Origin of the sequence: Stappia sp. (assembly GCF_048268045.1) — a bacterium.
Lineage (GTDB): Bacteria > Pseudomonadota > Alphaproteobacteria > Rhizobiales > Stappiaceae > Stappia.
The window spans coordinates 264,603-289,545 of record NZ_JBLWWG010000001.1 but is presented as its reverse complement, the minus strand read 5'-3'; the positions used below and the strand labels follow the sequence as shown (position 1 = coordinate 289,545).

Genomic DNA, 24,943 nt, shown 5'->3' with positions numbered 1-24,943 from the left:
GGATTTCTGTACGTTCGCGGCGCCATTGCGCCATCAATTCGCCGAGGAGATCGACGGATCGGTGAAGATCCTCTTCACCTCCTCCGGCACCTCGCGATACCGCCCGTCACGCAGGGCGGCGATGGAGAAATCCACCAGCGGATCGAACAGCAGGTCCTGATGGCCCTCGGGCAGGCAGCGGCAGGTTTCCGCGACCAGCGCCGGGTGGAAGAAAAGCAGCAGCGAGTGCTGGAACAGCATCGCCGCGCTGTCGGCGTCCTGTTCGGGAAACTCGCCCCTGGCGATGCCCTCGCGGATGACGGCGGCGAAGGAGCGGCGTTCCTCTTCCTTGTGCACCTGTACGACGTCCCAGGCTTCCTCCATGGCCGCCTCGAGCAGGTCGTGGATCTTGCGGAAGTCCGTGTAGCGGTCGCGCATGTAGTGGAAATGACTTTTCACCATGATGCGCAGCTGCTCGGCGCAGGTCTGCGCCGGCATCTCCATGCCCTTCTGCATCTGCTGGCGAACCTGCCAGGTCACCAGCCCCGCGACGGCCTTGGTCAGAGCAGCCTTGGACGAGAAGAATCGATAGACGTTGGCCGGCGACATGCCGAGTTCGCGCGCGATGTCGGCGACGGTTGTCTTCTGGAAGCCGTAGATGTGAAACAGTTCGCTCGCCTTCTCGACGATGCGGCGGCGCATTTCGATTGCCGCGCTCGAAGTCGAGCCATCGCGGGACCCGCCATCGCGCGGGTCCATTTCGTGGGTCATCGGGGTTTCCACCGGATGGACCGTCTTCTCGATTGTTTCGCTCATCTGTCCAATGCGGGCTCCGGCCCTGCCTGACTGTTGTTCTCGGTTTCAGCGCCGGCAGGCGCGATCATTGGCCTGCCTCGTCTTTCATCAACGCATCCAGCGCCTTGCCGGTTCCATCTGTCTGGGGTGGCCATGCTCCGGTGCGTCCAACTGACGTGCGCACCAGAATACCATGGGCACCTCTCACCCCGACGTCAACGTCCGCAGTTGAACATATGTCTCCTGACGAATATTGACAATCGTCATTCGACAGACAATATGTGCGAAATGCCGTTCGGGCATCGGCTTGTCATCGTGGCGGCCGCAGGGGTGATGTTGGCGGAACGCAAGATGTCGCGGATCGAGACGCGCGGCGGTTCCAGCCTGGCAAGGGAAAGACGATGAGAGACAATCACACCGCCACCCGCGCCGGGGAAGAAACCGCCGCGTCATCTGGGCGGACGTACGGCCGCCTGCGCCTTTCGGTCGGGCTCCTTGCCGCGGTTTTCCTCGCCGGGTGCCAGCCTGAGGCGAGCGAGGAGACGGGCGGGCAGGGCGAGGTCCGTGCCGTCTGGGTCGAGCCGGTCGAAAGCGCGGCCGCCCGCATCCTTGCCTATTCCGGCACGGTTCGCGCTCGCTTCGAGGTGCCGCTGGCCTTTCGCACCGGCGGCAAGATTGCCGAGCGCTTCGTCGATCCGGGAACAAGCGTTCGCGCCGGAGATGTGATCGCGCGCCTCGATGCCACGGACCTGGAATCCAGCCTGCGGGCGGAGAAGGCGCGGGAGCGGGCGGCGGAGACGGAAGCGCGCCGCAGCGCCGAGGACCTCACCCGTGTCGCCGCACTCAAGGACAAGGGGCATGTCAGCGAATCGGCGCTCGACCGGGCGGAGGCGACCGCCGATGCGGCACGCGAAACGCTGAAGGCCGCGCGCGAGGCGCGCATCCTTGCCGAGAGCCGGCTTTCCTACGCTGTCTTGCGCGCCGATGCGGACGGCGTTGTCACCGAGGTCCGGGCGGAACCCGGCGAGGTGGTGACCGCCGGCCAGCCGGTGGCGTTGGTCACGCGAGGCAGCGCGCGCGAGATCGAGGTCGCCATTCCCGAGGCAAGGATCGCCGACCTGGACCGCGCGACGGCCCGGGTGTCGCTCTGGGCCGCACCCGGCCGCAGTTTTCCCGCCACCTTGCGCGAGGTTTCGCCGCAGGCCGACAGCGCCTCGCGAAGCTTCACCGCGCGTTATGCGCTCGACGCTCCGATCGCGGCGGTGCGTCTCGGCATGACGGCGACGGTCGCGCTTTCGCCGGAAGCCGCGCATGAAGGTCTCTCCGTGCCGCTGTCGGCTGTCTGGTACGAAGGCGGGGCGGCGCGCGTGTGGCGCGCCGAGGCCGATGCCAGGCGGGTCAGCGCGGTTCCGGTGACGGTCAGGCGCATCGAGAGCGAGCGGGCGGTGATCGCCGGCGATCTCGCAGTCGGCGACGATGTTGTCAGCATGGGAGTGCACCGTCTCGACCCGGGGCTCGAGGTCCGCGTGGTGCAGCGCGCGGCCAGTGGCACGACCGCCGCTGGCGCGACGTCCTCCGGCGCGCTCGCCGTGGGGGCGCTGCAGTGAGCCGCTTCAACCTGTCGGCCTGGGCCCTGCGACATCAGGCGCTCGTGCTCTTCTTCATCCTCGTCATCGCGGCGGCGGGCGTCTATGCCTATGTCAATCTCGGGCGCAACGAGGATCCCTCCTTCACGGTAAAGGTGATGGTCGTCACGGCCGCCTGGCCGGGGGCGACTGCGGAGGAGATGCAGGGCCAGGTCGCGGACCGGATCGAGACCCGTCTGCAGACGCTTCCTCATCTGGAGCGTATCGAGACCTACGCGCGGCCGGGCTTCATGGCCTCGCAGGTGGTTCTCAAGGATTCGACACCGGCCGCCGATGTGGAGGGGCTCTGGTACCAGGTGCGCAAGAAGGTCGGGGATATCCGCTCCGAGCTGCCGTCCGGCGTCCTCGGTCCCTTCTTCAACGATGAATACGCCGACGTCTTCGTCCAGGTTCACGCACTGACCGCGCCGGGCGCCTCGGCCATCGAACTTTCCGATCTCGCCGAGACCCTGCGTCAGGGCTTCCTCAGGGTTCCCGGCGTGGAAAAGGTTCAGCTCTTTGGCGAGCAGGATCCGAAGATCTACGTCGACATCTCCTATTCCAAGCTCGCCACCCTGGGCATTCCCGCGAGCGCCATCTTCGACGCGCTCGCGGCGCAGAACGCCGTCGTGCCGTCCGGTTCGGTCGACACGCCGGCGGAAACCGTCGAGATCCGCGTCAGCGGCAGCCTGAACGGGGTCGAGGCGGTGGCGTCGGTGCCGATCGAGGCCGGCGGCAAGACATTCCGTCTTGGCGACGTCGCCCGCGTGTCGCGCGGAATCGCGGATCCCAAGAGCTATGTGGCACGCTACGATGGCGAGCCGGCGGTCATGATCGGCATCGCCATGTCCGACGGCGGCAACGTGCTGGATCTCGGCGAGCTGCTGCACGAGAAGGCCGGTGAGCTCAAGGCGCAGCTTCCGGTCGGGGCGGAACTCCACCAGGTCTCGAACCAGCCGGAAGTGGTGGAGGAAGCCATCGGCGAGTTCCTGCTCAAGTTCGTCGCCGCCATTTCCATCGTGCTCCTTGTGTCCTTCGCCTCGCTCGGCCTGCGCACCGGGATTATCGTTGCCCTGTCGGTGCCGCTGACCCTGGCCGGCACATTCGTCGTGATGATGGGCATGGGCATCGACCTGGAGCGGATCTCGCTCGGGGCGCTGATCCTGTCGCTGGGTCTTCTGGTCGACGATGCGATCATCGCCATCGAGATGATGGTGGTGAAGATCGAGCAGGGGTGGGACCGCTTCCGGGCCGCCACCTATGCGTGGGAATCGACGGCCTTTCCAATGCTCACCGGCACGCTGGTGACGGCTGCGGGCTTCCTTCCCGTCGGGTTCGCCAAGTCGGCGGCGGGCGAATACGCAGGCGGCATCTTCTGGGTGGTGACCACGGCGCTGCTGATCTCCTGGATCGTCGCGGTGGTCTTCACCCCGTATCTGGGCATGATGCTGCTGCCGCGCTCGCTGGAACGCAAGGCGGCGGAAAGCGGGCATCATGACGAGGAGGCGATCTATGCGACGCCCTCCTACAACCGGCTCCGCCGTCTGGTCTCCGGTGCGGTGCGCTTTCGCCTGCCGGTGGTGCTCGCCACCTTCGCCCTCATCGGTGGGGCTGGCTACGGCATGGGCTTCGTCAAGCAGCAGTTCTTTCCCAGTTCCTCCCGGCCGGAGGTGCTGATCGAACTCCAGGGCGCGCAATCCGCCTCCTTCGAGGCGACGGATGCCGAGGTCCGCAAGATCGAGGCAATGCTCTCCGACAATCCCGATGTCGACTATTTCACCACCTACGTGGGGGCGGGCGCGCCGCGCTTCTTCCTCGCCTACAATCCGGCGCTGCCGAACCCGAGCTACGCGATGATCCTCGCCCAGTCGAAGGGCGGCGAACACACGGCGCGGCTGACCGAGCAGCTGCGCGCGCATTTCGAGACCGCGCCCGGCCCTGTGCGCGGGCGGGTCAACAGGCTCGAGCTCGGCCCGCCCGTGGGCTTTCCCGTTCAGTTCCGCGTCATCGGCGCGGATCGCGAAGAGGTGCATCGGATCGCAGAGCGGGTGCGCGACAAGATGCGCGCCCATCCGGACACGCGCTTCACCGAGTTGCAGTGGGGCGAGAAGATGAAGTCGATCCGTCTCGAGGTCGACCAGGACCGGGCGCGGGCGCTGGGCCTTTCGACGAGCGAGATCGGCCAGTCGCTGCAGGCACTTCTGTCGGGTGTCGAGGCGACGGCCCTGCGCGACGGCCGCCATTCGGTCGGCGTCGTGGTGCGCGCAACGGAAGCCGAGCGCGCCGCGCTCGGAGATCTCGGTGATCTTGTGCTTCGCGTCCGCGACGGCAGGGCCATACCTGTTTCGCAGGTTGCCAGGATTTCTTATGAGGCCGAGGAGCCGATCCTGTGGCGTCGCAACCGCGAGACTGTCCTGAGCGTGCGCGCCGATGTGGCGCCCGGCGTGCAGGCGCCCGACGTCACCGCGGCGCTGCTGCCGGCGATGCGCGAGATCGAGGCGGGGCTACCCGCCGGCTACCGGATCGACACCGGCGGCGCGGCCGAGGAATCGGCCAAGGCGAACACGGCGCTGGCTGCCGTCTTCCCGCTGATGCTGCTGGCCATGGCGTTCCTGATCATGCTGCAGATGCAGTCGTTCTCGAAGATGGTGCTGGTCTTTCTGACCTTCCCGCTCGGGCTGGTCGGAGCGGTGGGGGCGCTGTTGCTGACGGATGCGCCCTTCGGCTTCGTCGCCATTCTCGGCGTCATCGCGCTGGGGGGCATGGTGATGCGCAACACGCTGATCCTGGCCGACCAGATCGAGCATGATCTCGGCGCGGGAGCGACCATGCGGCAGGCCATCGTCGAGTCCACCGTGCGGCGGTCACGCCCGGTGATTCTGACCGCGCTCGCCGCTGTTCTGGCGTTCATCCCGCTCACCTTCAATATCTTCTGGGGGCCGATGGCGATCTCGATGATCGGCGGGCTGACGGTGGCGACCGTCCTGACGCTGGTCTTCATGCCGGCGCTTTATGCCCTGTGGTTCCGCCGCCGCCTCGACAAGACCGAGGCGGAAATGGCGAGCCAGACCGGTCGCGGGGCTGGCGGCGATGCCGCATCGGCCAGCGCACACACGGAAAATCCAGTTGAGGCAGAGCGTCAAACGGCCCCCGCACCGGCTCTGCCCCACGCGGCGGAGTGACCCGCGAGGTCATTCCGCCACGCCGCGCCGCCCGCCCCTCCGGCCTTTCGGCTCCCCCATCCCGGGGCCGGTTCGGGGCGGGCGGTCGAGGCCTTGCGCCCCTGGAGATCGGCTTGGGGCGTTCAAGGCGGGTGCCTGTGTCATTCCGGCAACGATCGGCGATGAAAGCATTGCTGCATTGCGGGAGTACTTGGTTGATCGATTTTGGAATTAATTTCTGAATTTTTCGGATTCGTTCATGAAAGTGTCGTGAAAGCAATATCTTGAGCATATTTTTCATTGCACGTAAAACGTGCATTTCCTAACGATATTGGCAATATTTCGCGATCTCGCGCTGCAAAATCCCCGGATTTTCGGGAAATTTCCCGGCTTGCTTCTCTCGTTTTGGTTGGTAACGATTACGTAAACGTAATTGCCGGCAGGGGCATGCCGGCGAAGGCCGCTTCGGGAGGAAATGGCAGACATGGCAAGCAAGCGCAGGGTTCTATTGCTTTCGGCGACTGCGGTCGCCTTGTGTGTCGGCGCGACGGGAGCCTATGCGGGCGGTTTTGCGCTGCGCGAGCAGAGTTCCTATTATCAGGGCATGTCGTTCGCCGGTTATGGTACGACCGGGCCGTCGATCTCGTCCATGTTCTGGAACCCGGCGGCGCTTTCGGGGGCCGGCGCGGGCTTCACGTCCGAAACCCACAACACTGCGATTGTTCCGAATTCCGAGATCACCGGCACCTTCACGCCAGGTGTCGTGCCGGTTCCGGCGAGCACCGCGCCGTCCGGCGACATCGGTTCCGACGCCTATATTCCCGCAAGCTACATGGCCTATCGGGTCACCGACCAGGTGGTCTTCGGCCTCTCCGTCAACGCGCCCTTTGGCCTGTCGACCAAGCCGAACTACAACTGGGCGGGCCAGTTCTACTCGCGCACGTCAAAGGTTTCCTCGCTCAACGTCACGCCGATGATCTCCTATCAGATCAACGAGCAGCTTGCCGTCGGCTTCGGCCTGCAGATCGAGCAGCTCAAGGTGCGCCTGGCCACCGGCATTCCGACGGTGCCGGGCTTCCCCTCGGGCATCCTGGAGGGCGATGACATCGGCTTCGGCGTCACCGCCGGCCTGACCTACAAGCCGATGGCGGGAACCGAGGTCGGTCTGGGCTACCGCTCCGGCATCGTGCATGAGCTTGGCGGCAGCCTGCAGTCACCGGCCGGAACGCCGGCGATCGGCGCCAACCTGATTACGCCGGACTCGGTGAATCTCTCGGTGAAACAGCGCATTACCGATCAGTTCCGGCTGTTTGGCACGGTTGAATGGAGCAACTGGAGCCGGCTCAAGGCGCCGCGCGTTTATGCGCAGGCCTCGGGTGCGACGGTGCAGACGCTGAAGTTCAATTACAGCGATGGCTGGTTCTTCGCGCTCGGCGGCGAATATGACATCAATGAAGACCTGACGGTGCGCGGTGGTCTTGCCTACGAGATCTCGCCGATCGACGATTCGATCCGCTCGACCCGCCTGCCCGACAACGACCGCTACTGGCTGTCTGCCGGCGCGTCCTATCGCTTCAGCGACAATCTGGCGTTCGACCTCGGCTACACCTACATCTGGTCGAAGGACACGCCGATCAACATCAGCGGCACCCATCAGGACTACAATCCGGCTCTCGGCAGCTACGTCGGCAACGCGGATTCGAGCGTCAACATTGTCTCCGCGTCGGTGCGCTACAACTGGGGTGGGGCATTGCCACGGCCGAGCCTTGATCCGGCGCGCGGCTACTGAGCGGCTGCAATTCCGGCAATTCGCGTGACAGAATTTCGAAAACAAAGGCCGGCGGAAGCTTCCGCCGGCCTTTTCTTGCGTCGTTCTCGCCGGCTCAGAAGGCGGCCGGGTAGAGGCCCCCGTCGATCAGCAGGTTCTGGCCCGTGATGTAGCCGGCGTGGGTGGAGCAGGCGAAGGCGCAGAGCTTGCCGAACTCGTCGGCCGTGCCGAAGCGGCGCGCCGGGATCTCCGCCATCTGGGCGGCGCCGGCGGCGTCGACGGAGGTGCCGGAGAGCTCCGCGGCGCGTTCCAGGCCACCGCGCAGGCGGTCGGTGTCCATCTTGCCGGGCAGGATGTTGTTGATCGTGACGTTACGCCCGGCGTAGCGGCGGGCGATGCTCGCCAGAAAGGCGGTCAGTCCGGCGCGGGCGCCGCTCGACAGGTCGAGCCCGTCGAGCGGCATGCGCACGGAGATCGAGGTGATGTTGACGATCCGCCCGAAGCCGCGCTCGGCCATGCCTTCGGCCACCTGCTGGATCATCTCGATCGGCGAGATCATGTTCTGGATGACGCCGTCGATCATCGCCTCGCGGTCCAGATCGAGATAGTCGCGGCGTGGCGGGCCGCCGTTGTTGTTGACCAGGATGTCGGGGGCGGGGCAGGCGGCGAGCAGTGCTTTCTGGCCCGCGAGCGTCGAGACATTGGCGACGACCGGCGTCACCTCGACCCCGTAGCGGGCGCGCAGGTCGCTGGCGGTGGCGTCGAGGCGAACCGCGTCGAGACCGTTGATCACGAGATTGCAGCCCGCCTCGGCGAGCGCCTCGGCGCACCCGCGCCCCAGCCCGCGACTGGACGCGCAAACGATCGCCGTGCGACCGGAAATGCCAAGATCCATCAGATATCTCCTTGTGCTGCACGCATCCGGGCCGGCCCGGGTTTGCGCCTTGCCAACCGTGATAGCGGATCGGGCGGGCGCGCGTCCATGGCCGGCGCGGGCAGGCCTGGCGACGACGGATCGTCGCGCCTGTCACATTCCTGAGATCGGAATCGTGGATCAAGGCTCCAACACTTGTCAGGAGCGCGCCATGTCCGTCGAGCCGGCCCCGCGTCACTACCGGGCGATTTTCCTTTCCGATATCCATCTCGGCACGCGAGGGTGCCAGGCGGATCTTCTGCTGGACTTCATGCGCCACAACGACGCCGACACGATCTATCTGGTCGGGGATATCGTCGACGGTTGGCGGTTGAAACGCATGTGGTACTGGCCGCAGGCGCACAACGACGTGGTGCAGAAGCTGATGCGCAAGGGCCGCAAGGGCGCGCGCATCATCTACACGCCGGGCAATCACGACGAGTTCCTGCGCGATTTCCTCGGCACCCACTTCGGCGGCATCGAGGTTGTCGAGGAGACGATCCATGAAAGCGCCGACGGCAAGCGCTTCCTGGTGATCCACGGGGACAAGTTCGATGTCGTCGTGCGCCACGCCAAGTGGCTCGCGTTTCTGGGCGACTGGGCCTATGTCACGGCGCTCAACCTCAACACCGTGCTGAACGTGATGCGCCGCCGTCTCGGCCTGCAATACTGGTCGCTGTCGGCCTGGGCCAAGCTGAAGGTGAAGAACGCTGTCAGCTTCATCGGCAAGTTCGAGGAAACGCTCGCCCATGAGGCGGCGCGCCAGAAGGTCGACGGGGTGATCTGCGGGCATATCCACCATGCCGCCGACCATCGCGAGTTCGGCACCCGCTACATCAACACCGGCGACTGGGTGGAAAGCTGCACGGCCGTTGCCGAACATCACGACGGCACCTTCGAGATCATCCGCTGGGCGGACCGCTCCGCCGTTGCTGCGGAACCCCGGCAGCTCGGCCGCCCGCAGGTGGCCGCATGAGATCGCTGCTCATCGTCTCCGACGCCTGGCATCCGCAGGTCAACGGCGTCGTGAGGTCGATCGAGCGCACGGTCGTCGAGCTGGAGCGTCGCGGCGTCAGGGTGGTGGTGCTGTCGCCGTCCGATTTCTACACCGTTCCCTGTCCGACCTACCCGGAGATCCGGTTGACGCTGACAACACCGGGAAGCCTGCGCCGGCGGATCGCCGGTCTCGATTGCGAGCACCTGCACATCGCCACCGAGGGCCCGCTGGGAATGCTGGCGGCGCGGGTGGCGCGCACCACCGGCCAGCCCTTCACCACGAGCTACCACACCCGTTTTCCCGAATACCTCTCGGCGCGCATGCCCGTGCCGGTCTCCTGGTCCTACGGCTGGCTGCGCCGGTTTCACAACGCCGGCAGCGGCTGCATGGTGGCGACGCGGACGCTGGAGGAGGATCTTGCCGGGCGGGGCTTCCGCAACCTGATGCGCTGGTCGCGAGGTGTCGACCATGACCTCTTTCGTCCCCACCGCGACAGCGTGCTGCCGGCCGATGTCGAGGGACCGGTGTTCATGTATGTCGGTCGGGTTGCGGTGGAAAAGAACATCTCCGCCTTCCTCGATCTCGACCTGCCCGGGTCGAAGGTGGTCGTCGGCGGGGGGCCGCAGCTCGGCGAGCTGAAGGCGGACTATCCGGACGTGCTGTTCACCGGATCGAAGTACGGGGAAGACCTCGCCCGCCACTATGCCAGCGCCGATGTGGTCGTTTTCCCGAGCCTGACGGATACCTTCGGCAACGTGCTTCTGGAGGCGCTTGCCTGTGGGGTGCCGGTCGCTGCCTTCCCGGTGATGGGGCCGATCGACATCATCGGGGGAACGGATGCCGGCGTGCTGTGCGAGGATCTCGGCGCCGCCGCGCTTGCCGCGCTCGACATCCCTTCCGCTCGCTGTCGCGAGCTGGCGCTTTCCTACACCTGGGAAAAGAGCACCGGGCAATTCATCGACAATTGCATGCACGCGCAGGAAATAGCGCGCGCCACCACTGCCGCCGCCTGACGCCGCCGCGTTTCGCGCTTCAACGGCCTTCCCCGATCGTGTACCGATTGAATGATCTTGCGAAGGAGAGCGGCATGGGTATCAACGTCAAGGCACCGGTTTTTCAGGACATTCTCGATGCGCGCCGGCGCATCGCGGGCGAAGCGGTGCTGACGCCGCTGATCTCGTCCGCCTTTCTCGACGAACTGACCGGCGGCCGGATCCTGCTCAAGGCGGAGAGCCTGCAGCGCACCGGGTCCTTCAAGTTTCGCGGCGCCTTCAACCGGCTGTCGATGATCCCCGAGGCAGATCAGGCGCGCGGCGTTGTTGCCTGTTCCTCCGGCAATCACGCCCAGGGCGTGGCGGAGGCCGCCCGTATCCTCGGCATGCCCGCGACCATCGTGATGCCGGCGGATGCGCCGGAGGCAAAGCTTTTCCGCACGCGCCGTTCGGGGGCGGAGATCGTGACCTATGACCGGGCCAGCGAGGACCGCGACGCGATCACCCAGGCGCTTGCCGCTGAGAAGCAGGCAACGCTGGTGCATCCCTACAACGACCTGGGTGTCATTGCCGGGCAGGGCACCATTGGCGTCGAGGTGGTGGAACAGGCGGCCGAGCGCGGCCTGGCCGTCGAGGCGATGCTGACCTGCGCCGGCGGCGGCGGCATGACCGGCGGCATCGCGCTGGCGCTTGAGGCGCTGGCGCCCGATTGCGAGTTCCTGCCGGTGGAGCCTGCCGAGTTCGACGACTACGGCCGCTCGCTCGCCGCCGGCGAACGGGTCGCCAACGCGCGCTCCAGCGGCTCGATTTGCGATGCGCTGCTGACGCCGATGCCGGGCGAAATCGGCTTTGCGATCACCCGACGCCGTGCAAAGCGCGCGCTCGCGGTCTCCGACGAGGAAGCCCTCGCCGCCGTTGCCTTCGCGTTCCGGGAGCTGAAGCTTGTGGTCGAGCCCGGCGGTGCGGTGACGCTCGCCGCCGTGCTGAGTGGCAAGCTGCCGGTGAAAGGGCGCACGGTGGCGCTGACGCTTTCGGGCGGCAACATCGACGGCGCCATGCTCGCCCGCGCACTCGCCGGCTAAGACACCCGTCATCGGCCAGGGTTGGTGCCCTGGCCGGGGCGGTGCGCGCGGGGGCGTGGATTGGGCCCGGGGTCAAGCCCGGGGTGACGCAGGAGAGGGGGCGACGTCCTGGGGGGGGCCTGGGGAACGGCGGGGGCTGGCGCTGGCGGCGTTAGTTGAAGGCGCGTGGCGAGCCGGGGTGGCGCATGGTGCGGAACAGGTAGACGTCCCGGGCGACGCTCGAGGTGCCGACGCCGAGCCAGGCGCAGCGGAAGCGCAGGAACGCGCCGTAGGACTTGGGGCGGATGCCGGTTTCCTTCATCAGCAGCGCCACCGCGCCGTCGGCCTGTGAGGCGAAGGTGTCGCGCACGGTGCTCTCGCGCAGGCTCAGGTGGCGCGCCACAAGCCAGATGATGGCGTCCATGTCCTGACGCTCGATCAAGGTCAGGAGAATGGTCTCGAAGCTCAATTCTCCGGCCGCGATCTGGATGCGCACCTCGTGCTTGGACAGGGTCTCGCCATCGACCTCCATCTCGGCCTCGCGCTTGTCGGTGACCGCGCGGTCGGCGATCTGCCTGAGCCGGTCGGGGTCGTCGAGCGCCTTTTCCAGCTCCGGCGGCATCAGCGGGCAATCGGCCTCGCCAATCATCCGCAGCTCCTCGCGGAAAAGATCGTCGCCGGCGCAGCGACGGGCAAGGGCCGCCAGAAGGCGCGGGTCGGAGTTCGACTGGATCAGCAAGGCAAGCAGGGCGCGCACGTTGAAAGCGGCCCCGTCGTTGTGCAGCAACGCGTTGATGACCTGAAACCCGCCGCGCGCGACCAGCGTGTCGGAAATGCGGTTGGGCACGTTTTGGCGGCGGGCGATCGCCAGGCGGTGACGGTCGCTGCGGTGTCGGGCGACCTCGACCAGCTTTTCCTCGGAGATGACAGGCGAATGCTGGAGCACAGGTTCGCTGAGATCGAAGGATTCCTCGGCAAGCCGGTCGGCCAGCGGGGAGGTGATGCGGTCGGTGCGGGCAAGGCGGACAACGATGTCCAGGCGCACGGAATGGTCAAGCTGGTCGAAGACGTCGAGCACCAGGCCGGAGAACAGCGTCCGTTCGACCTCGCTTGGTTCGCGCTCGAGCTTGTCGGCATATTGCGCGCTCAGCAGACGGACGAGTTCGGAGCGGGCCGACGGCTCGCGGATCCGTGCCAATTCCTCCAGCTGCTGCCTGATCATGCCCCCGCTTCCAATCCCCTCGGCAGTCTCCACGCGCCTCCGCAAGGGAGCGGCGCCCGCCCGGTGGTGCGCCCTGCGCGAGCGCATCGGAAAGGATACGCCCTGTCATGTTAAAAATGCGTAGATGGCGGCACGCGCCAGCCTCGATGCCGTCGCAGTGTGATCTTCCCGGCGCGGCTGCGCAAGGGCTGTGACGGCTGTGCGGGCTCAATTGTCCCACGCGACAAGTATAAGAAATAAAAGAAGAAAATTACAGGGCGAAGGCCCTGAAGCGAAAGATTAGCTGAACAGGGCCTGGCGTTCGCCGGCCGAGAGCTCCTCGAGCGGGTCATCGCCGTCGACCTCGTCGTCCATCCGCGACAGCTGGCGCGACACGGCGTCGGCGACGGTGTCGTTGTCCGCCGTGGCCTTCGCCTCGGGCTCGACTTCGGTTTCCGTCTCCGTCTCCGTCTCCGTTTCGGTCTCAGTCTCGTTGTCGGCGGCCATCGCGGCCGCCATGTCGTCCTCGCCGCCGTCGGCGGGGGCGTCGAAGGAGGCCATCAGCGCCTCCATGTCCATTTCCTCATCGGCGGCGGCCTCGTCGGCGTCCTCCGCATCGACGAAGGCGACATCGTCCACGGCCGGACTGTCGATCATGACGAGATCGTCGAAGTCGTCGGCCTCGACGGTTGCCGGTGTGTCGGCATCGAAGAGGGCGCTGATGTCGTCCTCGTTCATCGGCTCGCTGCCGGCGTCCTGCGCGTCGGCGTCATCTTCCGCGAACAGGGCGTCGATCTCGTCGGCCGAGGCGGTGGTTCCGGCGAAGCTGTCGGCGCTCTCCTGCGCCGCGCCACCGGTGTCTTCCGTCTGGTCCCCGTCGGTGGGGCCGAACATTTCGTCGACCGTGTTCTGGCTGACGCCACGCCCGTCGAGCTGGGGACCGTTCAGAAGATGGGCGTCGGGACGGCTGTCCTCGAGATAGGCGCCCTCGTCGGCGTTGCTGCCCTCGATGCCCCAGATCGAGATCATCATGTTGATGCGCGATTCGAGGTACTGGAGAACGTTGACGATCTTCTGGGTGCGCTGGCCGGTGAGGTCCTGGAAGGAACAGGCCATGAAGATCTCAGTGGCGCGGGCGTCGATGTCGTCGCAGGCGGCCTCGTCCGCGCCGGCCTCGCGCAGGGTCCAGGCGTGTTCCTGGATCGCCTCGGCGGCGGCGAGGATCTCCTGGGTGGCGGCTTCCGTCTTGGTGACGATGGCGTCGAGTTCGTTGGAGGCCTCGACGAAGCGGTTTCCGTCGTCCGATTCGTGCTTGATGTTGGCGATCTCGCGCTTGGTGCGCTCGATGGCTTCCTGCATGTCGGCGATGTCGAGGCGGATGCGGTCGATGCTCGGGATCGCGCGCTCGCGCGTCATCGTCTTCTCGAGCCGGGCGATGGCCTCGAGCACGACCTGCGTGTCGGGTTTCTGCTGGCGGCGTATGTATTCCGACAGGAACGAGCGTCCGCGTTCGGTCTCGGACAGGGCGACGAGAATCGCTTCGAAGTCGTCTTCCCTGATCGTTCCCGGCGTCGCCATCTCAACCATGTTCCTCGTCCGCAACCTGTCGTTTCGTCAAACCGGATCGCGCCGCCGGCACTCTCGCGCAAGGATGATGTTTAATCGCCAAATCCTTAAAATCGGTATAGAAGGCCGGCTTCAGCGCCAAACGGACCCCGCAAAATGCCGCAAGGTTATCTGGTCTCGGGCCTGTTCGCGGCCTACTTCTTCGGATTCGGGCTGTTCCTTCCGTTCTTTCCGGTGGTGCTGCGTGACACGGGCCTGACGGCGGCGGAGATCGGGACGCTGCTTGCGGTGCCGATGATCGTGCGGCTGGCCGCGAATCCCCTCGTCGGCGGGCTCGCCGACCGCTACGCGCGTCCGGGCACCGCCATCGCCGTGCTCTCCGGCCTCGCCGCACTCGCCTTCGCTGGCCTCTTCGTTGTCTCCGGCTTCTGGCCCATTGCCGCGCTGCTCCTTGCGGCCGCCCTCGTCTGGTCGCCTCTCGTGCCCATCGAGGATGCGCTCGCGGCTCGCCTCGACCGGGAGGGCAGGGGGCAATACGGGCGGATGCGGCTGTGGGGATCGGTCGCCTTCATCGCCGCCAATCTCGTCGGCGGGGCGGCGGCCGGGGCGCATGCGCAGGCGGTGGTGATCGGCGGGATCGTCGGCGGCATGCTGGTTTCTCTCGCCATCGGCCTGCGGCTCACGGTCCCGCAGGCCCGCTCGCCGGCGGACATGGAGCCGGAGGCAGAGCCGGAGCGGGCCGGGGCGGCGGTCGAAAAAGGCCGCGGCCTGCCGGATATCGGCTTCCTGCTCGTCGTGGTGGGGGCGGGCGTCCTGCAGGGCAGCCATGCCGCCTATTACGCGTTCAGCGCGCTGTTCTGGGAGGACGCCGGCTTTTCAGGGCTCTCCATCGGCATCCTTTGGGGGCTCGGCGTGACCACGGAGATCGTGCTCTTCGCCTATGCGGGGGCGGTGGGGGCGCGCATCGGGGCGCTCGGGATCCTGGGGATCGGGGCGGCGGCGGCCATCCTGCGCTGGCTGCTTTTTCCCTTTGTGGTCGATCCGCTGGCCACCGGACTGGTCCAGTTGCTGCACGGCTTCAGCTTCGGCGCGACGCATCTCGGGGCGGTCGCCTTCGTGGCGGCGCGCGCGCCGCGCCGCTGGGCAGGCCTTTCGCAGGGATTGCTTTCGATGGTGATCGGGCTTTGCACGGCGCTCGCCTCGGCGCTGGCCGGCGCGCTCTATGGCATCGGCCCGACGCCGGCGTTTCTCGCCATGGCGGCGATCGCCGGCGTCGGCTGTGCGATGCTCGCCGCCGGGGCCCTGCGTCTCAGGGCCGCGGCGACGCGACGCGAGGGCTGATCCCCTGCCGGCTCAGCCCCAAAGGGCGGGGCCGGGGGGGATGAGCAGGCTGCCCTCGAAGGCAAGGCCCGGCTCGCGATCCTGCGCGAGCAGAAGCGGCGCGTCGAGGTCGACATAATCGGCCTCCTGCGCCACCAGCACGGCCGGAGCCATGGCAAGCGAGGTGCCGAGCATGCAGCCGACCATGACGCGGAAGTCCATGGCGCGCGCCTTGCGGGCAAGCACCAGCGCCTCGGTGAGACCGCCGGTCTTGTCGAGCTTGATGTTGACCGCGTCATAGAGCGGGGCCAGCCTCTCCAGATCGGCGGAGGTGTGCAGGCTCTCGTCGGCACAGACCGGGATCGGCCGCTCGAGCGTGGCGAGAGCGCCATCGGCGCTCGAGGGCAGTGGCTGCTCGATAAGCTCGACGCCGGCCTCCTGGCAGGCGGCCATGTTGCGGGCGAAGAGCGCCTCGGTCCATGCCTCGTTGGCATCGACGATGAGACGGGCCTGGGGGGCGGCGGCACGAACGGCGGCAATGCGCGCGTCGTCGCCCTCGCCGCCGAGTTTCACCTTCAACAGCGGGCGGGACGCGGCCTTCGCGGCATCCGCCGCCATCTTTTCCGGCGTGCCGAGGCTGATGGTGAAGGCAGTGATCTGTGCCCTGGGCTCCGCGAGCCCGGCGAGCGCGGCGGCGGTGGTGCCGCCGCGTTTCGCCTCAAGATCCCAGAAGGCGCAATCGAGCGCATTGCGCGCCGCGCCCGCCGGCATCGCCTGCTGGAGACCGGCGCGGTCGAGCCCGCGCGCGATCTCCGGGGCGAGCCGGGCGATGTCATCCATGACGCCCTCGACGGTCTCGCCGTAGCGGGCATAGGGCACGCATTCGCCGCGACCGGCATGGGCCCCCTCGCGCAGGGTCGCCACCACCACATTTGCGTGGGTGCGGCTGCCGCGCGCGATGGTGAACCCACCCTCGATCGGCCAGCTGTCGGTCGCGACCTCGAGCGTGACGGTCATGGCTTGCCGAACTCGCTCTCGATGCGGTCGACGATCTCCTCGCAGCCGAAGCGGACCGGATCGGTCGCCGGCAGGCCGTGCTCGGCGGCGATGTCGGAGAGCAGCACCTTGGCGTCGGCCTCGTCGAGGGCGGCTGTGTTGACGCAGATGCCGACGCAACGGATCTCGGGGTTGGTGAGGCGGCCGCAGACCGTGGTCAGGTCGATGACCTGCTGGATGGTCGGCAGCGGCGTCTTCACGCCGCGCATGTTGGTGCGGGTCGGCTCGTGGCAGACGACGAAGGCGTCTGGCTGGGACCCGTGCAGAAGACCCAGCGTGACACCGGCGAAGGAGGGGTGGAACAGCGAGCCCTGGCCTTCGACCAGATCCCAGTGATCGGGTTCGCCGGCCGGCGACACCCACTCGGCCGCGCCCGAGATGAAGTCGGCGATGACCGCGTCGAGCGCGACGCCGCGCCCGGAAATGAACACGCCGGTCTGGCCGGTGGCGCGGAAGTCGGCGTCGAAGCCGCGGTCACGCATCACCTTCTCGAGCGCCAGCACGGTGTACTTCTTGCCGACCGAGCAGTCGGTGCCGACGGTGAGCAGGCGCTTGCCGGTGCGCTTGTGGCCCTTGCCGGTGTCGAAGCGGATGTCCGAATGGCGCACGTCGCGCAGATGGCGGCCGTTGCGTTCGGCGGCGGCGAGGATCTCCGGCACATCGCGCAGGCGCATGTGAAGACCGCTGGCGACGTCCATGCCCGCGTCGAGCGCGGCGACGATGGAGGAGACCCAGTGCTCGGGCAGCACGCCGCCGGCGTTCACCGCGCCGACGATCATGGTGCGCGCGCCAGCGCTCGCGGCCTCGGCCGGGGACATGTCGGGCAGCTTCGCATCCGCCTGGCAACCCTCGAGGCGATGCTGGCCGATGCACCAGTCGCGGCGCCAGTCGACGATGCCAAGCCCGGTCTTGGCGGCAAGCGCGTCCGGCACGTCGCCGAGGAACAGCAGGTAGGGATGGGCGATTTCCATCGAAAACTCCTTAGAACATGCGGGCGCCGGACTCTGCCGGCGAAGCGTTGGCGTGCCGGCGAGCGGCGTTGTGCGCGTGCACCGGTCCGCCGTCTTCCACATCGGGAGGTCGCGGGCCGGCTGGACGCTGACGTTGCCGCCAAGGTATACGTTTGCGACGGGATGCTCGGCAAGGGCCGCGCATCGACTGGCCGGTCGAACCGGGCGGCGGCGGAACGGGACGGCGACAGGCGCAGATGACGACCCATGTGGCAAAGGATGTTCCTCGCCTGACCCTCGAGCGGGATGGCGACGCGGCCCGACTCGTCGTCGAAGGCACCTGGAAGATCGGCAACAGCGAGCTCATGGAGCGCCTGCTGAGCGACCTGCCGGTCGAGCGCAGCTCGCATCTGCGCATGGATCTGTCGCGCATCACCGGACTGGACACCGCCGGCGCCTGGCTGCTGCACCGCGTCCGCGGCGACCTCGAGTTCAAGGGCGTGCGCGTCGATCTGGACGGCGTGGAGGGGGCGCATGCGGCGCTGATGGACGAGGTCGAGCGGCTGCATCCGCCGCCCTGGGAGCCGGAACACCACCCCCTCTCCCTGTTTGGCGTCTTCGAGCGGACCGGGCGACAGGTCGTCGAGATCCTGAAAGACTGCAAGTCGGTGCTGCATATCGTCGGCTCGCTGGCGTCGGTGCTGGCGCGTGTCTTCGTGCGGCCCAAGTGCATCCGCCTGCCGTCGCTCGCCACGCAGTTCGAGCGGGTGTGCATCGGCGCGGTGCCCATCGTCATGCTGATGAGCTTCCTGATCGGCGCCATCATTTCCCAGCAGGGCGGCTTCTACCTGCGTCAGTTTGGCGCGGACGTTTATGTCGTAGATCTCGCCGGCGTGCTGGTGCTGCGCGAGATCGGCGTGATTCTCACCGCGATCATGGTCGCGGGCCGCTCGGGATCAGCCTTCACCGCCGAGATCGGCTCGATGAAGATGCGCGAGGAGATCGACGCGCTGCATGTCATCGGCCTGCGGGTGACGGAAGTGCTGGTGATGCCGCGCCTTCTGGCGCTGATCATTGCCCTGCCGATCCTGACGTTCCTGTCCGATCTGGCGGCGCTGTTCGGCGCGGGTCTCGTGAGCTGGTTCTATCTCGACATCGCGCCGCCGGTGTTCATCAAGCTGATGCAGGAGGCCGTCACCGTCGACACGCTGGTCGTCGGTCTGGTTAAGGCGCCCTTCATGGCGCTGATCATCGGGCTGGTGGCCTGCGTCGAGGGGTTCAAGGTCTCGGGATCGGCCGAATCGCTCGGGCAGCACACCACGCTCTCGGTGGTGAAGGCGATCTTCATGGTGATTGTCGTCGACGGGCTGTTCGCCATCTTCTTCTCCTCGATCGGGATCTGACATGACGGACGGGGACACAACAGCGGTATCCGGTGACGCGACCTCCGGCGAGCGGGAGGTCATCCTGCGGGCGCGCGGCGTCACCGTGGGCTTCGGCAAGGCGATCATCCTCAAGGACCTCGATCTCGACGTCTACCGGAGCGAGATCCTCGGCTTTGTCGGCGGTTCGGGAACGGGCAAGTCGGTGCTGATGCGCGCGATCCTCGGCCTGACACCGCGCCAGGCCGGCACCATCGAGGTGTTCGGCACGGATCTCGACCAGGCAAGCGCGGACGAGCGCAACGCCATCGAGCGGCGCTGGGGCGTGCTTTTCCAGCAGGGTGCGCTGTTTTCGTCGCTGACGGTCCGCCAGAACGTGCAGGTGCCGATGATCGAGCACATGAATATGTCGCAGCGGCTGATGGACGAACTGGCGCTGCTGAAGATCGAGATGGTGGGCCTGCCGCGCAGCGCGGCGGAGAAGTTTCCCTCCGAACTGTCGGGTGGCATGATCAAGCGCGCGAGCCTGGCCAGGGCGCTGTCGCTCGACCCGGATCTGGTCTTTCTGGACGAGCCGACCTCCGGCCTCGATCCCATTGGCGCTGCCGCTTTCGACGACCTGGTGAGCCGTCTGCGCGATACGTTGGGGCTTACCGTTTACATGGTGACCCACGATCTCGACAGTCTGCATTCCATTTGCGACCGTGTCGCTGTATTAGGGGAGAAGAAGGTGCTGCGCGCCGGTACGATTGATGAGCTCATGCATTTCGACAATGCCTGGGTGCAATCGTATTTCAATGGCGAGCGCGCGTTGCGGCGGGTTTAGATCGGGGATTCGAATTCAGCATGGAAACCCGCGCGAACTATATCATTATCGGCGCGTTCGTCTTTATCACGCTGTTCGTCGGCTTTGTCTTCATCTACTGGCTTGGCGCGCGTTCCGAGGGGCCGCGCGCGCTGCCGGTCAAGGTGGTGTTCAACGGCGCGGTGACCGGGCTTTCCGTGGGCGGCGCGGTCAATTTCAACGGCATCAAGGTAGGTGACGTCGGCGCGCTGGGCTTCGATTCCAAGGACCCTTCCGTCGTCATCGCCACCATTCGCGTCAACCCGACCACGCCGCTGCGCAAGGACGTGAAGGCGACGCTCGGGTTCCAGACGCTCTCCGGCATCGCCTATGTGGATCTGTCCGGCGGCAGCAACACAGCACCGCTGCTGCTCGATCCCAATTCCGACACCATCCCGGTGATCCAGGCCGAGCGCTCCGCCTTCGAGGACATCGTCGAGGGCGCGCGTGACATTCTCACCCGGGCGGACACGACGCTGGCCTCGATCGAGAACGTGGTCAACGACAACCGCGGCGATATCAATCAGATCATCCACAATGCGCGGATCTTCTCCGACTCGTTGGCGGCCAACGCCGACAGCGTCGACACCTTCATGAAGAGCGTCGCGGCGACCGGCGACGCGCTGACCAAGCTTTCGGGCCGCCTGGAAGGGCTGGTCGACAGCGCGACCGAGATTGTCGACGCGGTGCCGCGCGACAAGGTGGCCCAGATCATCAACGATGCCTCCGAGGTGACCTCCAAGGTGGCCAAGGCCTCCGACGGCCTCGTCGGGCTGATGGACGATGCGGAGAAGGCGGCCGCGGAGTTGCAGAGCTTCGCCGCCGGGCTTTCGGAAAGCCTCGCCAAGGTCGACAAGCTTGTGGCAAGCGTTCAGCCCAAGGCGGTGCAGGACATCGTCGACGGGGTGGCGAGCTTCACCAACATGCTGAAGGCGCGCAGCGACGACCTCGACAGGCTGGTCGTTTCCACGACCAGGACGATGGACAACATCGAGAGCGTCAGCCAGGTCGCCGCCGACAGGCGCGAGGACATCGGCGAGATCATCACCGAGGCGCGGGCGCTCGCGACCCGGCTGAACTCCGCCGTCGACAAGGTCGACCAGGTGATCGCTGCGATCGATCCGGAGCGGGTGTCCAAGGTGGTTTCCTCGGTCGAGACGTTCACCGAGGGCCTGTCGACGCGCACCGACACGGTGACGACGGCCATCGACCGGGCCGGCGAGGCAATCGCCAACGTCAGCGAATTCTCGCAGAGCCTGAAGGGGCGCGGGCCGGAGGTCGACCAGATCATGCGCGACGCGCGCGAGCTTGCCTCCAAGCTCAACGCCACCGGCACGCGCCTGCAGGCGATGGTCGACAAGGTCGACACGATGGTCGACGGCGACGGCGAAGGGCTGATCAAGGAAGCCACCAAGGCAGCGGCCGCGATCCGCAAGGTGGCGGACGTGCTGGCCGAGCGGGTCGGCCCGATCACATCCGGCCTGGAGCGCTTCACGACGCGCGGCGCGGCCGATTTCGGAAATGCCATGGCGCAGCTGAACCGGACGCTGGTGGAGATCCAGCGCACGGTCGAGAGCATCAACCGCGATCCGCAGCGGGTGATCTTCGGCGGGTCGGACAAGCCGACCTTCAACGGGGCGCAACGGCGATGAGCAGGGCGGGGCTGGAGTTGGAGATGACGGGGCGGGCGATGCGAAGCGGGAGCAGGGCTGCGCATGCCTGGCGGATTGGCGCACTGGCCCTTGCCGTTGTGCTCGGCGGCTGTGCCTCCAGTTCCGCGCCGGATGCCTATTACGGGCTGACGGCGCCGGCGGCGAGCGATGTCGCGAGCCGGTCCGGCGGGCGTTCCATCCAGCTCCTGGTGCCGCCGCCGCGCGCGCTGCAGGCGCTCGACACGGTCTCCATCGCCGTCGTCGATACGGGTCCGGTCTACACCTATTTCCCAAAGGCCGCCTGGACCGACACGCTGCCCAAGGTGCTGCAGGCGAAGATCGTCCAGACGCTCGAGAATACGCGCGGGCTGCGCGGCGTCGGCCTGCCCGGCGAGGGGCTGCTGATCGATTACCAGCTGCAGACGGACCTGCGCTCCTTCGAGCTTCACGTCGACGGGCAGGACCGGGCGGTGGTCGAGCTGATGGCCCGCCTCGTCAACGACCGCAATGGCCGCACCAAGGCGAGCCGCGTTTTCCGTGCCGAGGTTCCCGCCTCCGGCGTGGCCGTCGGAGATGCGGTCAAGGCGATGAACGCGGCCGCCGACGGCGTGCTCTCCGAGCTTGCCGCCTGGGTGCTTGCCAACGTGTGAGGCAGGCGGCGGGGCGTTACGCCCTGTCGATGCGGGCCTGATAGCAGTTGTTGCGCGCCGAGCGCATGTGCACGAAGGCGACGTCGTCGCGGGCGAGCAACTCGGCCGCGCGCGCCGCGATCGCCGGAACCTCCACCACATCCCCCGTGCCATAGATGATCCGCTCGTCGGCGGAATAGCCGCGCAGCATGTAGCGGTCGCCGCGCGCGAACATCTCCGGCAACTCGGCCGTATCCGTGTGGCGCTCGCAAGGGTCCGCGCAGAGGAAGATCGGCCCGAGTTCCGCATAGGGCTGAAGCGTGGTGAAGGGGCGCAGCGCCAGGATCAGGTACGGCGCGCCGATCGGAATGTGGCGCAGACAGTGGCGGCAGGGCAGGCCGCCTTCCGCGCAGATGCGCCGCTCCGGCGCCTGGCCGTTGGCATCGAAGGCGCCGTCGCGGTAGCGGGCGGCGGTGGCGCTGTCGAGGGCGACGAAGCGGATGTCGGTCATGTGAGGTCTCCTGTTGGTGCCCGGGGGAACTCAGGAGGCCTAGGAGGAGAGCAGCGCGCGGGCGACCCGATTTGCGAGCCGCCCGTGCCTGACGCCAAGAGTTACTCGGCCGCCTCGCGGAAGGCCGGGTTGTGGGTCTTGGGCTTGGCCTTGATCTTCAGTTCCTTCAACTCCTCGCGGGCGCGTTCGGCGTTGCGCATGAGCTGGAACTTGCCCGGCTGGTACTGTTTCGGCGCGAAGATCTCGCCCGCGCCATAGTCGCCGGCGGCGCGCAACGCGAACGCCGGGTCGGCCAGATGCGGGCGGCCAAGGGCGACGAGATCGGCGCGCCCCGCGGCGAGGATCGTATTCGCCTGGTCGGCCGTGGTGATGGCCCCGACCGCCATGGTGGCAACCTCCGCCTCGTTGCGGATCTGGTCGGCGAAGGAGGTCTGGAACATGCGGCCGTAGACCGGTGCGCTCTTCGGGCTGGTCTGGCCGGTGGAGACGTCGACCAGATCGGCGCCTGCCGCGGCGAAGGCGCGTGCGATCCCGACGCTGTCGTCGGCGCTGATGCCTCCCTCGATCCAGTCGGTGGCCGAGACGCGCACCGACATCGGCTTCTCCTTCGGCCAGGCGGCGCGCATCGCGTCGAAGACCTCGAGCGGGAAGCGCAGGCGGTTCTCCAGCGCGCCGCCGTATTCATCCGTGCGCTCGTTGGTAACCGGCGACAGGAAGCTGGCGAGCAGGTAGCCGTGGGCGCAGTGCAGCTCGATCATGTCGAAGCCGCAGCGGATGGCGCGCTCGACGGAGGCGACGAAATCCGCCTTCACCGCGTCCATGTCGGCCCGCTCCATCGCCTTCGGCACCTGGCTCTCGGGATAGTAGGGCAGGGCGGAGGCGGAGAGGATCGGCCACGCTTCCTCGGCGGGAAGCGGGCGGTCCATGCCCTCCCACATCAGCTTCGAGGCGCCCTTGCGGCCGGCGTGGCCGAGCTGCAGGCAGACCTTCGCGGCGGACTGGCCGTGGATGAAGTCGACGATGCGGGTCCAGGCGGCTTCCTGATCGTCGTTCCAAAGGCCGGTGCAGCCCGGCGTGATGCGCGCGGTCGGCGAGACGCAGGTCATCTCGGTGAAGACGAGGCCGGCGCCGCCGATGGCGCGGGCGCCATAGTGGACGAGGTGAAAGTCCTGCGGCACGCCGTCGACGGCGGAATACATGCACATGGGCGAGACGACGAGGCGGTTGGCCACCTGCATGTCGCGCAACCGCAGTGGCTGGAAGGCGGGAACGACCGGGTTCTTCGTATCGACGTCGAGGCCGGAGGCGCGGACCTTCTCGGCGAAGGCGCGGGTGGCGTCGGCGACGAAGCCGGGAGCGCGCAGCTCGAGATTGTCATAGGTGATCGCCTTGGAGCGGGTCATCACGCCGAAGGCGAAGGTGACCGGGTCCATGTGCCAGTAGCGTTTCACATGCTCGAACCAGACGAGCGACACGTCGGCGGCATGCTGGGTCTTCTCGACCTCCTCGCGGCGGGTGTCCTCGAAGTCGGCGAGCGCTCCGGCGACCGAGGAGGTCCGGCGCAGGCTCTCGTAGAGGGCGATGGCGTCTTCCATGGCAAGCTTGGTGCCGGAGCCGATGGAGAAATGCGCCGTCGACTTGGCGTCGCCCAGCAGCACGACATTGTCCATCGTCGAGCGGGCGTTGCGGATCATCGGGAAGTTGCGCCACATGGAGCGGTTGATGAGCAGCTTGTGGCCGTCGAGTTCCTCGGCGAAGACCTCTTCGAGGAAGTCGGCGGACTCCTGCTCGCTCATCGCGCCGATGCCGGCATTCTCGAAGGTCTGCGGATCGGTCTCCAGCACCCAGGTCGAGCGGCCGGGCTCATACTGATAGGCGTGGGCGATGAAGATGCCGTGTTCCGTTTCCTTGAAATGGAAGGTGAAGGCGTCGAGCGGCTTGGTCGAGCCCATCCAGGTGAACTTGTTGGGGCGCAGGTCGACGGAGGGCTGAAAATGATCGCGGTTGGCCTCGCGGATGGCCGAGTTGATGCCGTCCGCGGCAACGATCAGGTCGGCGCCGGCAAACTGGCCGAGATCGCTGACATCGGCCTCGAAGTGCATCTCGACGCCAAGCGCCCGGGCCCGCTCCTGGAGGAGAAGCAGCAGCGTGCGACGCGAGCAGCCGCAAAAGCCGTTGCCGCCGACGCGGTAGGAGGCGCCCTTGTAGTTGATCGAGATGTCGTCCCAATAGGCGAAATTCTCGGTGATCGCCCGGTAGCTTTCGCTGTCGTAGCGCTCGAAGGTCTCAAGCGTCTGGTCTGAGAAGACGACGCCGAAGCCGAAGGTGTCGTCGGCGCGGTTGCGCTCGTGGACAGTGATCCGCGCGCCCGGCTGCGCCTTTTTCATCAGGATTGCGAAATAGAGGCCGGCCGGGCCTCCGCCGATGATTTCGATCCGCATGGCATTTTCCTTCCGTGGCCATGGCGGCCCTTCCGGCCTGCCTGGCTCGTCCCCTCTGGCGTCCGTGCCCGGTTGTCCCGTGCTCCGGCGCCGGTTCGTT

At 67.0% G+C, this 24,943-nt stretch carries 19 protein-coding genes; 11 read left to right on the top strand and 8 right to left on the bottom strand.

The genetic code is table 11. The features are described from left to right. Positions 1-33: 33 nt before the first annotated feature. Positions 34-795: a TetR/AcrR family transcriptional regulator gene (locus ACN0WF_RS01325; RefSeq protein WP_417770963.1), complete on the bottom strand. Its 762-nt coding sequence runs from the start codon at positions 793-795 to the stop codon at positions 34-36. Between the two features lie 380 nt (positions 796-1,175). Between ACN0WF_RS01325 and ACN0WF_RS01320 the strand changes: the two genes are divergently transcribed. The 3 genes from ACN0WF_RS01320 to ACN0WF_RS01310 all read left to right on the top strand — a co-directional run bounded on the left by ACN0WF_RS01320 (position 1,176) and on the right by ACN0WF_RS01310 (position 7,349). Next, positions 1,176-2,381: an efflux RND transporter periplasmic adaptor subunit gene (locus tag ACN0WF_RS01320; RefSeq protein WP_417770962.1), complete on the top strand. Its 1,206-nt coding sequence runs from the start codon at positions 1,176-1,178 to the stop codon at positions 2,379-2,381. Continuing rightward, entirely contained in the window at positions 2,378-5,581 is a 3,204-nt protein-coding gene (locus ACN0WF_RS01315) for an efflux RND transporter permease subunit (protein ID WP_417770961.1), read from the top strand. Before ACN0WF_RS01320 ends, ACN0WF_RS01315 begins: the two co-directional genes overlap by 4 nt. 463 nt (positions 5,582-6,044) lie before the next feature. Continuing rightward, positions 6,045-7,349, top strand: a complete 1,305-nt coding sequence (locus ACN0WF_RS01310; protein WP_417770960.1) for an OmpP1/FadL family transporter — start codon at positions 6,045-6,047, stop codon at positions 7,347-7,349. A gap of 94 nt (positions 7,350-7,443) precedes the next feature. Here ACN0WF_RS01310 and ACN0WF_RS01305 read toward each other — a convergent pair whose 3' ends face one another. Next, the gene (locus ACN0WF_RS01305) at positions 7,444-8,223 is read right to left on the bottom strand and encodes an SDR family oxidoreductase (protein WP_417770959.1); all 780 of its coding nucleotides are present in this window, start codon (positions 8,221-8,223) and stop codon (positions 7,444-7,446) included. Between the two features lie 190 nt (positions 8,224-8,413). Here ACN0WF_RS01305 and ACN0WF_RS01300 point away from each other — a divergent pair, with 190 nt between their 5' ends. The 3 genes from ACN0WF_RS01300 to ACN0WF_RS01290 all read left to right on the top strand — a co-directional run bounded on the left by ACN0WF_RS01300 (position 8,414) and on the right by ACN0WF_RS01290 (position 11,312). Beyond that, the gene (locus tag ACN0WF_RS01300; protein ID WP_417770958.1) at positions 8,414-9,217 is read left to right on the top strand and encodes a UDP-2,3-diacylglucosamine diphosphatase; all 804 of its coding nucleotides are present in this window, start codon (positions 8,414-8,416) and stop codon (positions 9,215-9,217) included. Continuing rightward, positions 9,214-10,251, top strand: coding sequence for a glycosyltransferase family 4 protein (locus ACN0WF_RS01295; RefSeq protein WP_417770957.1), 1,038 nt, complete (start codon positions 9,214-9,216; stop codon positions 10,249-10,251). The genes ACN0WF_RS01300 and ACN0WF_RS01295 overlap by 4 nt, the downstream gene beginning before the upstream one ends. A gap of 74 nt (positions 10,252-10,325) precedes the next feature. Continuing rightward, entirely contained in the window at positions 10,326-11,312 is a 987-nt protein-coding gene (locus ACN0WF_RS01290) for a threonine ammonia-lyase (RefSeq protein WP_417770956.1), read from the top strand. Between the two features lie 151 nt (positions 11,313-11,463). On the opposite strand, the gene ACN0WF_RS01285 is transcribed toward ACN0WF_RS01290, so the two are convergent. Both ACN0WF_RS01285 and ACN0WF_RS01280 read right to left on the bottom strand, forming a co-directional pair. Then, positions 11,464-12,513 (bottom strand): DUF2336 domain-containing protein, encoded by a 1,050-nt coding sequence (locus ACN0WF_RS01285; RefSeq protein ID WP_417770955.1) that lies wholly within the window; start codon positions 12,511-12,513, stop codon positions 11,464-11,466. Between the two features lie 279 nt (positions 12,514-12,792). Beyond that, positions 12,793-14,079: a protein phosphatase CheZ gene (locus ACN0WF_RS01280; protein WP_417770954.1), complete on the bottom strand. Its 1,287-nt coding sequence runs from the start codon at positions 14,077-14,079 to the stop codon at positions 12,793-12,795. Positions 14,080-14,214: 135 nt separating this feature from the next. Here ACN0WF_RS01280 and ACN0WF_RS01275 point away from each other — a divergent pair, with 135 nt between their 5' ends. Beyond that, entirely contained in the window at positions 14,215-15,399 is a 1,185-nt protein-coding gene (locus ACN0WF_RS01275; RefSeq protein ID WP_417770953.1) for an MFS transporter, read from the top strand. Positions 15,400-15,411: 12 nt separating this feature from the next. Here the strand turns inward: ACN0WF_RS01275 and dgcA are convergent, their stop codons facing one another. Together dgcA and dgcN are read right to left on the bottom strand one after the other, a co-directional pair. Next, positions 15,412-16,395, bottom strand: a complete 984-nt coding sequence (gene dgcA / locus ACN0WF_RS01270) for an N-acetyl-D-Glu racemase DgcA (protein WP_417770952.1) — start codon at positions 16,393-16,395, stop codon at positions 15,412-15,414. After that, positions 16,392-17,405, bottom strand: coding sequence for an N-acetyltransferase DgcN (gene dgcN / locus ACN0WF_RS01265; protein WP_417770951.1), 1,014 nt, complete (start codon positions 17,403-17,405; stop codon positions 16,392-16,394). Before dgcN ends, dgcA begins: the two co-directional genes overlap by 4 nt. Before the next feature lie 236 nt (positions 17,406-17,641). On the opposite strand from dgcN, the gene ACN0WF_RS01260 reads away from it, so the two are divergent. The 4 genes from ACN0WF_RS01260 to ACN0WF_RS01245 are packed head-to-tail and all read left to right on the top strand — an operon-like array spanning position 17,642 to position 21,912. After that, entirely contained in the window at positions 17,642-18,787 is a 1,146-nt protein-coding gene (locus ACN0WF_RS01260) for an ABC transporter permease (protein WP_417770950.1), read from the top strand. 1 nt (position 18,788) lies between these two features. Next, entirely contained in the window at positions 18,789-19,592 is an 804-nt protein-coding gene (locus ACN0WF_RS01255; protein WP_417770949.1) for an ABC transporter ATP-binding protein, read from the top strand. A gap of 20 nt (positions 19,593-19,612) precedes the next feature. Next, positions 19,613-21,262, top strand: coding sequence for an MlaD family protein (locus ACN0WF_RS01250; protein ID WP_417770948.1), 1,650 nt, complete (start codon positions 19,613-19,615; stop codon positions 21,260-21,262). Between the two features lie 38 nt (positions 21,263-21,300). After that, a complete protein-coding gene (locus ACN0WF_RS01245) occupies positions 21,301-21,912 on the top strand; it encodes an ABC-type transport auxiliary lipoprotein family protein (protein ID WP_417770947.1) in 612 nt (203 codons plus the stop codon). A gap of 16 nt (positions 21,913-21,928) precedes the next feature. Here the strand turns inward: ACN0WF_RS01245 and ACN0WF_RS01240 are convergent, their stop codons facing one another. Next, complete coding sequence (locus ACN0WF_RS01240; protein ID WP_417770946.1) at positions 21,929-22,402, bottom strand: DUF1203 domain-containing protein; 474 nt, start codon at positions 22,400-22,402, stop codon at positions 21,929-21,931. A gap of 101 nt (positions 22,403-22,503) precedes the next feature. After that, the gene (locus tag ACN0WF_RS01235) at positions 22,504-24,843 is read right to left on the bottom strand and encodes a bifunctional salicylyl-CoA 5-hydroxylase/oxidoreductase (protein WP_417770945.1); all 2,340 of its coding nucleotides are present in this window, start codon (positions 24,841-24,843) and stop codon (positions 22,504-22,506) included. Between the last annotated feature and the right edge of the window lie 100 nt (positions 24,844-24,943).